Origin of the sequence: Pannonibacter sp., assembly GCF_051860505.1 — a bacterium.
In the GTDB taxonomy this organism is placed as follows: domain Bacteria; phylum Pseudomonadota; class Alphaproteobacteria; order Rhizobiales; family Stappiaceae; genus Pannonibacter.
The window spans coordinates 50,122-63,145 of the sequence record NZ_JBHYDX010000005.1 but is presented as its reverse complement, the minus strand read 5'-3'; the positions used below and the strand labels follow the sequence as shown (position 1 = coordinate 63,145).

11 protein-coding genes are annotated in these 13,024 nt (G+C 60.7%); 6 read left to right on the top strand and 5 right to left on the bottom strand.

The window, feature by feature from the left end; all coding sequences use genetic code 11:
- Positions 1–10: 10 nt before the first annotated feature.
- The 3 genes from rsmG (at position 11) to ACTIFE_RS05020 (ending at position 2,522) form a co-directional block, all read left to right on the top strand.
- Positions 11–679 carry a 16S rRNA (guanine(527)-N(7))-methyltransferase RsmG gene (rsmG, locus tag ACTIFE_RS05030; protein ID WP_439528184.1) on the top strand — a complete coding sequence of 223 codons (669 nt, stop codon included), beginning with the start codon at positions 11–13 and terminating at the stop codon, positions 677–679.
- Positions 679–1,503 carry a ParA family protein gene (locus ACTIFE_RS05025; protein ID WP_106754466.1) on the top strand — a complete coding sequence of 275 codons (825 nt, stop codon included), beginning with the start codon at positions 679–681 and terminating at the stop codon, positions 1,501–1,503. The genes rsmG and ACTIFE_RS05025 overlap by 1 nt, the downstream gene beginning before the upstream one ends.
- A 92-nt stretch (positions 1,504–1,595) precedes the next feature.
- Positions 1,596–2,522 (top strand): ParB/RepB/Spo0J family partition protein, encoded by a 927-nt coding sequence (locus ACTIFE_RS05020; protein WP_439528068.1) that lies wholly within the window; start codon positions 1,596–1,598, stop codon positions 2,520–2,522.
- A gap of 257 nt (positions 2,523–2,779) precedes the next feature.
- Here the strand turns inward: ACTIFE_RS05020 and holA are convergent, their stop codons facing one another.
- The 3 genes from holA to leuS are packed head-to-tail and all read right to left on the bottom strand — an operon-like array spanning position 2,780 to position 7,019.
- A complete protein-coding gene (gene holA / locus ACTIFE_RS05015; protein ID WP_439528067.1) occupies positions 2,780–3,823 on the bottom strand; it encodes a DNA polymerase III subunit delta in 1,044 nt (347 codons plus the stop codon).
- Positions 3,824–3,832: 9 nt separating this feature from the next.
- Entirely contained in the window at positions 3,833–4,408 is a 576-nt protein-coding gene (gene lptE, locus ACTIFE_RS05010; RefSeq protein WP_439528066.1) for an LPS assembly lipoprotein LptE, read from the bottom strand.
- Positions 4,395–7,019 (bottom strand): leucine--tRNA ligase, encoded by a 2,625-nt coding sequence (leuS, locus tag ACTIFE_RS05005; RefSeq protein WP_439528065.1) that lies wholly within the window; start codon positions 7,017–7,019, stop codon positions 4,395–4,397. The genes lptE and leuS overlap by 14 nt, the downstream gene beginning before the upstream one ends.
- A gap of 226 nt (positions 7,020–7,245) precedes the next feature.
- Between leuS and ACTIFE_RS05000 the strand changes: the two genes are divergently transcribed.
- The 3 genes from ACTIFE_RS05000 (at position 7,246) to acs (ending at position 10,408) form a co-directional block, all read left to right on the top strand.
- Complete coding sequence (locus ACTIFE_RS05000; RefSeq protein WP_439528064.1) at positions 7,246–7,914, top strand: YggS family pyridoxal phosphate-dependent enzyme; 669 nt, start codon at positions 7,246–7,248, stop codon at positions 7,912–7,914.
- 27 nt (positions 7,915–7,941) lie between these two features.
- A complete protein-coding gene (locus ACTIFE_RS04995) occupies positions 7,942–8,340 on the top strand; it encodes a DUF1761 domain-containing protein (RefSeq protein WP_439528063.1) in 399 nt (132 codons plus the stop codon).
- Between the two features lie 130 nt (positions 8,341–8,470).
- Positions 8,471–10,408, top strand: coding sequence for an acetate--CoA ligase (gene acs, locus ACTIFE_RS04990; protein ID WP_439528062.1), 1,938 nt, complete (start codon positions 8,471–8,473; stop codon positions 10,406–10,408).
- Positions 10,409–10,814: 406 nt separating this feature from the next.
- Here acs and ACTIFE_RS04985 read toward each other — a convergent pair whose 3' ends face one another.
- Both ACTIFE_RS04985 and ACTIFE_RS04980 read right to left on the bottom strand, forming a co-directional pair.
- Complete coding sequence (locus tag ACTIFE_RS04985; RefSeq protein WP_439528061.1) at positions 10,815–12,191, bottom strand: pilus assembly protein TadG-related protein; 1,377 nt, start codon at positions 12,189–12,191, stop codon at positions 10,815–10,817.
- A 142-nt stretch (positions 12,192–12,333) separates the two neighbouring features.
- Positions 12,334–12,891, bottom strand: a complete 558-nt coding sequence (locus ACTIFE_RS04980; RefSeq protein ID WP_106754474.1) for an HNH endonuclease — start codon at positions 12,889–12,891, stop codon at positions 12,334–12,336.
- Between the last annotated feature and the right edge of the window lie 133 nt (positions 12,892–13,024).

The window sequence follows — 13,024 nt, the reverse complement described above, 5'->3', positions numbered from 1 at the left end:
ACCTGTGCATATGACTGGGACAACGCCCAAGGATGGCCCGCATATTCTGCGGGATTTCGCTTCTGTTTCACGTGAAACTGAACAGCGGTTGAAAACCTATGTCGATCTGGTTTTGCGTTGGCAGCCGGCCCAGAATCTGATTTCGCCGGCGACGATCCCGGAGATCTGGCGGCGGCACGTGGCTGATAGTCTACAGCCGCATCTGGTGCTGCCGGAGGCGAAACGATGGGTGGACCTGGGCAGTGGGGCAGGGTTCCCCGGGATCGTTACGGCGATCCTGCTTGCGGATACGCCTGGCGCGCATGTCTATTTCGTCGAGAGTAACCAGCGCAAGGCAGCGTTCCTGCGCACGGCGCTGAGGGAGACCGGATCCAATGGCACGGTCATTCCGGCCCGGATCGAGTCGGCGGCGGAACAATGGTCGCATGGTCCTGTTGATGCGGTCTCGGCGCGGGCACTGGCTTCGCTGGATCTGCTGCTTGGCTTTTCTCGGGCCTTTATGGATGAGGGGGCTGTGGCTGTTTTCCACAAAGGGCGCGATTTTCAGCGCGAGGTTAACGAAGCGTCTCACGCCTGGGGCTTTGATCTGGTAGAAAAGGTCAGTCTCATTGATCCTGACAGCCGCATGTTGATCCTCTCCAACCTGACGGCCCGATCCGCCGAGGAAGGCTCCCGCTGATGAACAGGCTTCCTGAAACCCCGCGCGTCCTCGCGTTGGCCAACCAAAAGGGTGGCGTCGGCAAGACGACCACGGCTATCAATCTTGGTACTGCGCTTGCCGCAATCGGCGAGCGCGTGCTGGTCGTCGATCTTGACCCGCAGGGCAACGCCTCGACCGGTCTCGGGATTGATCGTCGCGACCGGGCGTTGTCCACCTATGACGTGCTCTGCGGTGACTGCAGCATGGAAGAGGCGGTGAAGGAAACGGCGGTGCCGCGTCTCTGGGTCGCACCGTCGACGATGGATCTTCTCGGCCTCGAGCTGGAAATTGCCTCAAGCGCCGACCGCGCCTATCGCCTGCGCAAGGCCATTGACGAGTTTGCCTCGTCGCGGCTGTTTCGCGAGATGGGCTTTTCCTATGTGCTGGTCGACTGCCCGCCGTCGCTGAACCTTCTGACGATCAATGCGCTGTCGGCGTCGCACTCGATCCTGGTGCCGCTACAGTGCGAGTTCTTCGCGCTGGAAGGTCTGTCGCAGCTGCTGTCGACGGTCGAGCAGGTGCGCAACGCCCTCAACAACGAGCTGACGATCCACGGCATCGTGCTGACCATGTACGACAGCCGCAATAATCTCTCGAGCCAGGTGGTGGCGGACGTGCGCGAGACGATGGGCGATGCGGTCTACGAGACCATCATCCCGCGCAATGTCCGGATCTCGGAAGCGCCGTCCTACGGCAAGCCGGCGCTGCTCTATGACCTGAAGTGCTCGGGCAGCCAGGCCTATCTGCGGCTTGCTTCCGAAATCATCCAGCGGGAACGGGAACTGCGCCGCGTCGCAGCCTGAGACCGGGGCCTTGCCGAAACGAAATTCAACGCGGCGGCAGCGCCGCGTTTTCCATTCCGAAGACACGACCAGCGCGCAAGCGGAGAAGAACCATGGCTGAAGACGGCGGACGCAACAAACGGTTGGGCCGGGGACTTGCGGCCCTTATCGGGGACGCTGGCATCGTTCCGGCTTCGCAGGATCAGGCTGCGGCCCAGGCGGACAAGACCCCGCCGCGTGACACCCGCAAGGTACCGGTCGAGTTCCTGGAGCCGAACCCGCGCAACCCGCGCAAGAGCTTCCACGAAAAAGATCTGACCGAGCTGACGGATTCCATCCGGGAGAAGGGGATCATCCAGCCGATCCTCGTCCGTCCGGCGGCCGGCAAGCCGAACCATTTCGAGATCATTGCCGGCGAGCGACGGTGGCGGGCGGCGCAGCGTGCCGGCCTGCATGAGGTGCCGGTGCTGATCCGCGAGATCACCGACCAGGAAGCGCTTGAGCTGGCGATCATCGAGAACGTCCAGCGCGCGGATCTCAACCCGATTGAAGAAGCGCTCGGTTATGAGCAGCTGACGGCCGAGTTTTCCTATAGCCAGAATGATCTGGCACGTCTGATCGGCAAGAGCCGCAGCCATGTGGCCAACACCATGCGCCTGCTGAAGCTGCCGAATGCGGTGAAAGACTACCTGTCCGAAGGTCTGATTACCGCCGGCCACGCCCGGGCTCTCATTACCCTCGATGACCCGTCGGCCCTGGCCGAGTTGATCGTCGAGAAGGGGCTGTCTGTCCGCGAAGCCGAAAAACTGGCGCAGGATCCCGAGATCCTGTCGAAGCTGTCCGGCAGCAAGGACACGGCGGCGAAGGTCGAGAAAGATGCCGATACCCGCGCCCTTGAAAAGCGCCTGACCGACAGCCTCGGGCTGAAGGTCGCCATCGGCCACAAGGCCGGCAAGGAAGCCGGCGAGATGAAAATCAAGTATGCCTCGCTCGAGCAGTTGGACGAGCTGTGCCGCAAGCTCGGCATCGAAACCCGTTAAGGTCTCGTTAGGACTTTCGAATCGGAAGCGGTCCGGAATGTCCGGGCCGCTTTTGTATTGGATGAGCCATCACATCTTAGGCGTCATCCCGGACGAGCGTCAGCTCGAGCCGGGATCGGAGAGCTGAGGTCTGGCTATTTCAAGGAGCTGAATTTCTAAGGCTCTTGGCTCTCCGGTCCCGGATCTTCGCTTCGCTCTCGTCCTGGATGACGATGGAGAGACTGTTGGCGGTCCGGAATTTCCGGGCCGTTTTCTTTTTATCGGCGGGATCTGCTGCGGGCGGTGGCGACGCGAGCCAAGGTCAGCAGGGCTTCGGACAGGACGGGCATCCCGATCCGATCATTGAGGCGGGCAATCTTCATCGCGTCGCTCAGCCGGTCCATCGCCTTTTCCAAGTCGGGGGAATTCCAGATCGAGAGTTGCCGCGTCAGAGTCGCCTTGCGCTTGAAGAACACCGGTGGCTTCACCATCTCGATCACCTGAGAGGCCGGGGTGCCGCCGTCCACATCTGCCCGCAGCCGGTGCAGCCACTGGAAATGCGCCAATGTCTGGCCGGCGATGACTGACGCATTGCTGCCGGCCGCCTCTAGCCGCTCAAGCCCGTGATCAAGGGCGGGCAGGTCGCCACCGGCTGCCGCGTCGATCAACTCGGAGAGTTCGAAGGCGGACGCGTCGCCGATGATCGCCTCGATATCGTCGGTGTCGATGCGGCCCTTGCCATGGGCATAGAGGCAGAGCTTGCGCAGCTCGCCGCGGCTGGCCATCCGGTCTGCGCCCAGGAGCCCGTGCAGGCTCGCGCGGGCTTCCCGGGTGATGGTGAGGCCGGCAGCCCGTGTTTCCTCGTCGATGAGCGTTTCCAGGTCCCTGGCTGTGTCCGCATAGCAGGGCACGGCAACAGCGCGCTTGTCGCTTTCGAACAGCTTGCGCAGGCCGGTGCCCTTTTTCAGATCACCGGCCTCGATCACCACAACGGCGGGGCAGTCGAGCAGGTTGACCACAGGGGTGACGGCGGGCAGCAGGTTGCGACCGCCACCATCCTTGACCCATATGGTGCGACGGCCGCCGAACAGGGGAATGGTGAGGGCTTCGTCGATCAGCCGATTCGGATCTGAAACGAGATCGCCGGCATCCAGCTTTGCCTGGCTGAAGGGGTCGTCGTTGCCGGCGCTGTAAGCGGCAACAAGGGCCTGTGCCCGTTCGGACACAAGCCCCGTATCGGGCCCGTAGACCAGGATCGCGTGGACATTCGCCGGCGGCTTGGCGACAAAACGATCAATGTCGCCGGCTTTCAGCGCGACCACGGGATCACCTCACTTGCGAGTGGCAAAGTAACCGGCGATGCGCGCCTGGACGTCCTCGGCAACGATCTTCGCCGCCCGCTCCTCCGCATCCCGGCGGGCGCGCAGATTGGCGAAGCGCTGGCTGGAGAAGTCATAGGAGGCGGTTGCGAAGGACTTGCCCGTCATCAGGGTGCGGTTGTCAGCGGCATCCGAGAGGACAAAAGACACATTCATGGTGGTCGAGTAGGCCGAGGGAACGTCTGCCAGACGTTCGACACCGACCTCGGACACGCCGATGTTCATCACCATGCGCAGGCGATACTTCTTCGCCGGTGCATAGCCACCCCGTTCAAAGCCGAATGTCAGCTCGTTATAGAGGACACGGCGCGCGTCGGAGAGGCGCATTTCGTTGACGGTATCGATCTTCTCGATCTCGATTGCCGCCAGTTCCCCCTGCACCGTTTCTCCTGCCATTCCCGCCGGGGTCGGCAGCTGGCCATAGAGCGGCCGGACCTGACAGCCGGCCAGCAGCACGCTGCTGGCCAGAACCAGGGCAATCCCGAAAGAGGTGCGGCGCCCGCGCGCCCAAGCGTCAGCCAACGACATTCACGATCCTCTGCGGCACGACGATGATCTTGCGCGGAGCACGGCCTTCCAGCGCCCGCTGGACGAACTCCTGTGCCACTGTGGCTGCTTCGACGTCCGCCGTCGAGGCATCCCGCGCAACAGTGATCTCACCCTTCTTCTTGCCGTTCACCTGAACCGGCAGGACAATGCTGTCCTCGACCAGCAGGCTTTCGTCCAGAGCGGGCCAGCTGGCCTCGGCAACCAGACCGTCATGGCCCAGTTCGGTCCAGCACTCCTCGGCAAGATGCGGCATCATGGGTGCCATCATCATGACAAGGTACTCACAAGCCTCGCGTGCCGCCCAGGCGGTGTCGGCATCACCCAGGCCGTTGTGGACGGTCTTGCCGATCTGGTTCACCAGTTCGTAGATGCGGGCAACGGCACGGTTGAAGCCGAGGCCTTCGATGTCGCGTGACACGGCAGCCAGCGTCTTGTGGGTGGCACGGCGCAGCTCCAGCGCGGCTTCGCCCATCTGCGGGGCCTGGGGGCCGCGCTTCGGCGTGGCAGCGACTTCGCCGACCAGACGCCAGACGCGCTGCACGAAGCGCCAGGAGCCCTGAACGCCTTCCTCGGTCCAGATCACGTCACGCTCGGGGGGCGAATCCGACAGCATGAACCAGCGAGCCGTATCGGCGCCGTAGGTCTCGATGATGTCGGTCGGGTCCACCGTGTTTTTCTTCGACTTTGACATCTTCTCGATGGAGCCGATGGTGACCGGGGCGCCGGTGGCAATTTCCACGGCACTGCGCTCGGCGCCTTCAACAAAGCTGATTTCAGCCGGGCTCAGCCACTTGCCCTCTGCGCTCTTGTAGGTCTCGTGCGTCACCATGCCTTGCGTGAAGAGGCCCTTGAACGGCTCCTTCAGATCCAGCGCGCCGACCTTCTGCATCGCGCGGGTGAAGAAGCGCGAGTAGAGCAGGTGCAGGATGGCGTGCTCGATGCCGCCGATATACTGGTCCACCGGCAGCCAGCCGTTTGCCGCAGCCGGATCGGTCGGCTGATCGCACTGCGGGGCGGTGAAGCGGGCGAAATACCAGGAACTGTCCACGAAGGTGTCCATGGTGTCGGTTTCGCGCCGGGCCGGCTTGCCGCATTTCGGGCAGCTGCAGTCGCGCCAGGTGGGGTGGCGGTCCAGCGGGTTGCCCGGCTTGTCGAAGTTGATGTCGTCCGGCAGCTTGACCGGCAGGTTCGCATCGTTCTCCGGCACCACGCCGCAGTCATCGCAATGGATGACCGGGATCGGGCAGCCCCAGTAGCGCTGGCGCGAAATGCCCCAGTCACGCAGGCGGTAATTCACCTGACGGGCGGCTTGAGGCGCACCATCGATCTCGATGGCTTCCAGCTTCTTCGCTACCGTGTCCTTGGCTTCAGCGATGCTGAGGCCGTCGAGGAAGGCAGAGTTGAAGATGGTGCCGTCATCCGTATAGGCCACGTCGGCGACGGTGAAGCTGGCCGCATCGGCGTCCTTCGGCAGCACCACGGGGCGCACCGGCAGGCCGTACTTGCGGGCAAAATCAAGGTCGCGCTGGTCATGCGCCGGGCAGGCGAAGATCGCGCCGGTGCCGTAATCCATGAGGATGAAATTGGCGACATAGACCGGCAGCTCGATGGAGGCATCCAGCGGATGCTTCACGCGCAGGCCGGTGTCCATGCCCTTCTTCTCGGCCGTCTCGATGGCTTCGGCCGAGGTGCCGATGCGGCGGCAGTCCTCGATGAAGGCAGCCAGATCCGGATTGCTCTCGGCAAGCTTCACCGAAATCGGGTGATCCGGCGACAGGCCCATGAACGAGGCCCCGAACAGCGTGTCCGGACGGGTGGTGAAGATCTCGAGGGTCTTGTCGCCCGTCGGGGCCGGAGCGGTGAACTCGAAGCGGACGCGCAGGCCTTCCGACTTGCCGATCCAGTTCTTCTGCATCAGGCGGACCTTTTCCGGCCAGCGGTCGAGCGTGTCGATCGCCTCCAGCAGATCCTCGGAATAATCGGTGATCTTGAAGAACCACTGGGTCAGCTCGCGCTGCTCGACAAGCGCGCCGGAGCGCCAGCCGCGGCCGTCAATGACCTGCTCGTTGGCCAGCACGGTCATGTCGACCGGGTCCCAGTTGACCTTGGACTTCTTGCGGTAGACGAGGCCGGCTTCCAGGAACTTCAGAAACAGGCGCTGCTGTTGGGTGTAATACTCCACGTCGCAGGTCGCGAACTCGCGGCTCCAGTCCAGCGACAGGCCCATGATCTTGAGCTGGCCGCGCATGAAGGCGATGTTCTCGTAGGTCCAGTCCTTCGGATGGACGTTGTTCTGCATGGCCGCGTTTTCGGCCGGCATGCCGAAGGCGTCCCAGCCCATCGGGTGCAGCACGTTGAAGCCGCGCGCGCGCTTGTAGCGGGCGACGACGTCGCCCATGGCGTAGTTGCGCACATGGCCCATGTGGATGCGGCCGGACGGGTAGGGGAACATCTCCAGCACGTAGTATTTCTCGCGCGGATCCTCGTTGGACGTCTTGAAGACGTCCTTGTCGTCCCAGACCTTCTGCCAGCGCGCTTCGACGTCGCGCGCGTTGTAGCGTTCCCGTTCCGTAACCATCAATTTCGCCATTTCACTGGCGCCCGCGAACCGGGCGCACTTCAAACAAACACCTGCCGGACTGTCACCAGAATTTCCCGCAAGGGTCAACATGATTGGCTGAAATTGCGGCGCTTTTCGCGCCCGTCTGACTTGCGGCGGCGAGGGCCCGGAAATGCTATCACTTGAACCGTACCGGCTTGCCGCCGTATCAGAGCGGTCGGGGACCAATATGGTCCGCTTTTGCCGGAGTATTCTTATGGCCGCCACCGCCACCGACCGACTTGCCACCGTCCAGTCCGACATTCGTGCGGCGGAGGCGGAATACAACCGCAGTGCCGGCTCCGTGACCTTGGTCGCCGTCTCCAAGACCTTCGAAGCGGAAGAGATCCGTCCGGTGCTGGAGGCCGGGCAGCGCGTGTTCGGTGAAAACCGTGTTCAGGAGGCCATGGGCAAATGGCCTGCGTTGCGGAGCGATTTCACTGGAATTCAGTTGCATCTCATCGGGCCGCTGCAGTCGAACAAGGCAAAGGAGGCTGTTGCGACTTTCGATGTCATTCACACCATTGATCGTGAGAAGATCGCCCGGGCACTGAAGGCCGAGATGCTGGCGCAGGGCCGGGAACTTCCCTGCTTCATCCAGGTCAACACGGGTGAGGAGCCACAAAAGGCCGGGATCTCGCCTAAAGATGCTGATGCCTTCATTCGCCTGTGCCGGGAGGATATCGGCCTCTCCGTCGTCGGCCTCATGTGCATTCCGCCGGTCGAAGAGGCGCCAGGGCCGCATTTCGCCCTGCTTGAGAAGATTGCTGCCCGCAATGGCCTGTCGCAACTGTCCATGGGCATGTCGTCCGACTATGAAACGGCCGTTTCCTTCGGGGCGACCCATGTCCGGGTTGGTTCGGCAATCTTCGGCGGGCGCGGTTGAACAGTCTCAAGGGGGAGGAACTCCATCATGATGTTTGACGGCATCAACCTGCTCGGCGTTGCCGCTGCTGCTGTGGCCAGCTTTGCATTCGGCGTACTGTGGTATGGCCTGCTTGGATCGGTGTGGCAGCGCGCCGCCAGGCTTTCCGCCGATCAGGCGCGCCCAACCGCGATCACCATGCTGGTGACCTTTGTGGCCGACCTGTTGATGGCTTTTATCTTCGCTGGCGTCATCTATCACGCCGGTGGTCTCAGCGTGAACAGCGGCCTGATTTCAGCCGGCATGATCTGGACCGGCTTCTTCCTCACATCGCTGGTTGTGTCGCAGCGTCACCAGAAGCTCAGCCCGCTTCTCACCATGATCGACGGCGGGCACTGGCTCGGTGTCCTGGTGATCCAGGGGGTCGTCATTGGACTTGTCGGGTGACCTGACGGTCAAAATCGCCTACGAACGTTCGACTTATCCCTAATGGACGCCATCTGCTTCGCCGAGCATAATGCCGCCGAAACGGAGGTGTCCTTAGGGCAACCAGCCGGAAGTCTGTAGGGAGGATGGCATGTCTGACAACGTGTTCCCGGTGTCGGCGGAAGTGGCGGCGCACGCCCTCGTTGACAACGCGAAATATCAGGAAATGTACCGCCAGTCGGTGGAAAACCCGGACGCATTCTGGGGCGAACACGGCAAGCGCCTTGACTGGATCAAGCCCTACACCCGGGTCAAGAACACCTCCTACGACTACCACAACCTGTCGATCAAATGGTTCGAGGACGGCACCCTCAATGTCGCGGCCAACTGCATCGACCGGCATCTGGCCCGGCGCGGTGACCAGCCGGCAATCATCTGGGAAGGCGATGATCCGTCCGAGCACAAGATCATCACCTACAAGGACCTGTCGCGCGAGGTGAACCGCTTTGCCAACGTCCTGCATTCCAAGGGCGTCAAGAAGGGCGACCGCGTTACCATCTACCTGCCGATGATCCCGGAAGCAGCCTATGCCATGCTGGCCTGCGCCCGGATCGGCGCCGTGCACTCGATTGTCTTTGGCGGCTTCTCTCCGGACAGCCTCGCGCAACGCATTGCCGATTGCCAGTCGACCTGCCTCATCACGGCTGATGAGGGCCTGCGCGGCGGACGCGCAGTCGCGCTCAAGGCCAATGCCGACAAGGCGGTTGAGAAGGCCCCGGTCGAGACCATGATCGTCGTCAGGCGCACCGGTGGCACTGTCACGATGAAGGACGGCCGCGACGTCTGGTATCACGAGGAAGTCGAGCGGGTTTCTGATGAGTGCGAACCGGTGGAAATGAACGCGGAAGATCCGCTGTTCATCCTCTACACCTCCGGCTCCACCGGCAGCCCGAAGGGCGTGATGCACACCACCGGCGGTTACCTCACTTATGCCTCCATGACGCATCAATATGTCTTCGACTACCATGACGGCGACGTCTACTGGTGCACGGCGGATGTGGGCTGGGTCACTGGCCACAGCTACATCGTCTATGGCCCACTCGCCAATGGCGCGACGACGTTGATGTTTGAAGGCGTTCCGACCTACCCGAATGCTGGCCGCTTCTGGGACGTGGTCGACAAGCACAAGGTCAACATTTTCTACACCGCCCCGACCGCGATCCGGTCGCTGATGGGCGCTGGCGATGATCATGTCACCCGCACGTCCCGCAAGAGCCTGCGCCTGCTGGGCTCCGTGGGTGAGCCGATCAATCCCGAAGCCTGGATGTGGTACTACAACGTGGTCGGCGACAAGCGCTGCCCGATTGTCGACACCTGGTGGCAGACGGAAACGGGCGGCATCCTGATCACGCCGCTACCGGGCGCGACGGCGCTGAAGCCGGGTTCGGCGACGCGGCCATTTTTCGGCGTTCAGCCGGCTGTGGTCGACGCGGAAGGCAACATCCTCGAGGGTGCGACCGAGGGCAACCTCGTCATTCTCGACAGCTGGCCCGGACAGATGCGCACCGTCTATGGCGATCACGAGCGCTTCGTGCAGACCTACTTTGCCACCTACAAGGGCATGTATTTCACCGGTGACGGCTGCCGCCGCGACGCTGATGGCTATTACTGGATCACCGGCCGCGTCGATGACGTGATCAATGTGTCCGGTCACCGCATGGGCACGGCCGAGGTGGAAAGCGCCCTCGTTGCCCATCCGAAGGTGTCGGAAGCCGCCGTCGTCGGCTATCCGCATGACATCAAGGGGCAGGGCATCTACGCCTATGTCACGTTGATGGACGGCGAGGAGCCGAGCGAGGCGCTGCGCAAGGAACTGGTCGCCCATGTGCGCAAGGAGATCGGTCCGATCGCCTCGCCGGATCTGATCCAGTTCTCCCCCGGCCTGCCGAAGACCCGCTCCGGCAAGATCATGCGCCGCATCCTGCGCAAGATCGCCGAAGACAGCTTCGACAATCTCGGCGACACCTCGACCCTGGCTGATCCGACCGTGGTCGAAGACCTGATCGAGAACCGCCAAAACCGTAGCTGATCCGTCTCAGGCTTTCGGAAATCAATAAGGGCCCGCCGGATGGCGGGCCCTGAGGGGAATGGCAATTCAGGCATGTTTCTCATTCGTCATGGTCGGGCTTGTCCCGACCATCTGCAAGCCTTTGATTTGTATAAATCCTCGACACAAGGCCGAGGATGACGATGGAGAGGCTGCTGATAAACCCTCTATCGTCATCCCGGACGCAGCGAAGCGGAGATCCGGGACCGGAGAGCCAAGGTCTCATCTAGGGTAACTCATTGAAAGATAGAGGCCTCGGCTCTCTGGTCCCGGCTCGGCGCTTCGCTTGGCCGGGATGACTTCGGTGAGGTCGAGGTTTGTCATCAAGCTCGGGCCCGCCAGATGGCGGGCCCTTTTCACTGTGGTTCGCGAAGCCGATAAGCCAAGGTCACTTTGACAGGTAGATCGACTGGATCTGGTTGGCGATCTTCTGGAACGCACCGATCAGGGCTTGGCCATTTGTCGCCATGAAATACGTTCCCGGATCGGAAGCGCAGTATTGCATGACTTTGGCGCCTGCTGAGTTAGGGCTGCTCCCGAAGTAGACGGAATAAATACGAATTTCTTTTGCTTTCATTCCGTCACACATTTCTTTTGCTATTAACGATGGCTTTCCATTGTAGCCACTGTAATCAAAGTGCTCTATCCAGTATGTATTTGTTCCATTCACGCAGTTTTTGTCAATTTCTTTGTTGTCGTACCAGTTATTTTTAATTGATTGACACTGATTTCTAGTTAAATTTTCTTTGTAATAGTATACGTTAAAGTCTCCATCTGTCATAATAAGCGCTATTTTTTGAAGTTTTTCTTTGCCATATGCAGCTGACTTATTATCCGTCTTCCAGAGATTGTTCCAGTTTGGAGATAGAGTGTACCAACCGATTGAGATTCCTGTTTGGCCAGCCGTTCCTCCACTGGCCACAAGGCTGCTGATTGCAGAAATTAGCGTACTTCTTTTGTTTGTAAGCGGCTCGATTTTAGGGCTAGAAGCGCAGGAGTTTGTGCCGCCACCAAAAAACTCAGATGAGTTTCCAGCATAATCATACTTTTCATCTGTGTATTTTTTCGGACCAGATCTTTCTGTGACGCAATTTCTGCTTCCGGTATTATTTTTGGTCATTTTCCCTGCATACTCTCCCATGTTGACCCCTTGGCTATAGGGCGTCAGAGAGATGCGGACCTTGGATTCATCTGGATCAGTGCCAATTGGGATCAGAATGTCGACAATCGCTTGAGCGGCTGTACGCAAGCTGCCCATGTAGGACCTCATCGATCCGGTAACGTCGACGATCATCGCCAGTTCCACATCAAACAGCGAGTAGGTCGATTGCGCGTCCACGGAGACCGGGATGTCTTTTGGGCCGACGCCGCCCATGAAGATGAAGCTGGTCGGGACATTGGCCGTTGCGGTTGCCGAGACGATCCCTTGCTCCGGATTGATGCTGAAGGTGATCGGGCTCATGCTGACGCCCGTCAGGCCGGCCGAGGCAAGGTTGGCCTCGAAGGTCTTGTTGATGGCGGTCGAGACTTCCGCATCGGTCATCAACTTGACGGACAGTTCGCGGGCAACAGTCAGAACTGCCGAGTCCAGAGCATTGGCGATGGTGGAGCGGGCCATCACGGCGCGGCCATAATCGACCCCGGCGCCGCCGATGACGATCATCAGCAGGATCAGCAGAGCGAACAGGGGCATGATCGACGCGCGCGTTTCGCTGCGGAACAGGCGCAGCTTCTTGGTCAATCGCATCAGGGACGCGGAACGCATGACATCTCTCCAGATTAGTTTCTGGGTGAGATATTCAGCGAATTGTCTTCTCAATCACTAAAATTCGAGACAAATCGCTGCGTCATCTTCTGCGTTGGTTGACGCCAGCTTAAGCCTTGGAATGAAAACCACTTAACATCTGTTAAGGTTCCAGTTCCGTGTCCCAGTAGAGGAAATCCAGCCAGCTGTCGTGCAGGTAATTGGGCGGGAAGCCGCGGCCATTGTTGTGCAGGTCCTGGATTGTCGGCTGGAATGGCATGTGCATCGGCCACATGTCGAGCTGCTCGCAGCTCTTGTTCGACTTGCGCAGATTACAGGGGGAACAGGCGGTGATGACGTTCTGCCAGGTGGTCTGGCCACCGCGGGAGCGCGGGATCAGATGATCGAACGTGAGGTCATCCTTCGAACCGCAATACTGGCACTGGAACCGGTCACGCAGGAACACGTTGAAGCGGGTGAAGGCGGGGTATCGGGATGGTTTGACAAAGGTCTTGAGCGAGACAACGCTCGGCAGTTGGAACTCGAAGCTCGGACTTCGAACCGCCGTGTCATAGACCGACACGATATTGACGCGGTCAAGGAAGACCGCTTTCACCGCGTCCTGCCAGGACCACAGGGACAGCGGATAGTAGCTTAAGGGCCTGTAGTCCGCATTCAGCACGAGGGCCGGATGGGCGCCCGAGGGTACGGCTATCGTCACCTGCGGCTCCTTGCCTTATTCATCCTTGTCATCACAACCAGGACCGGCACCGGCACCCCGACGCCGGGTACTACCTTCACATGATGCTCATATAGTAGTGCCGAGGTGACAGTCTTGTGAAGCCCGTAAAATA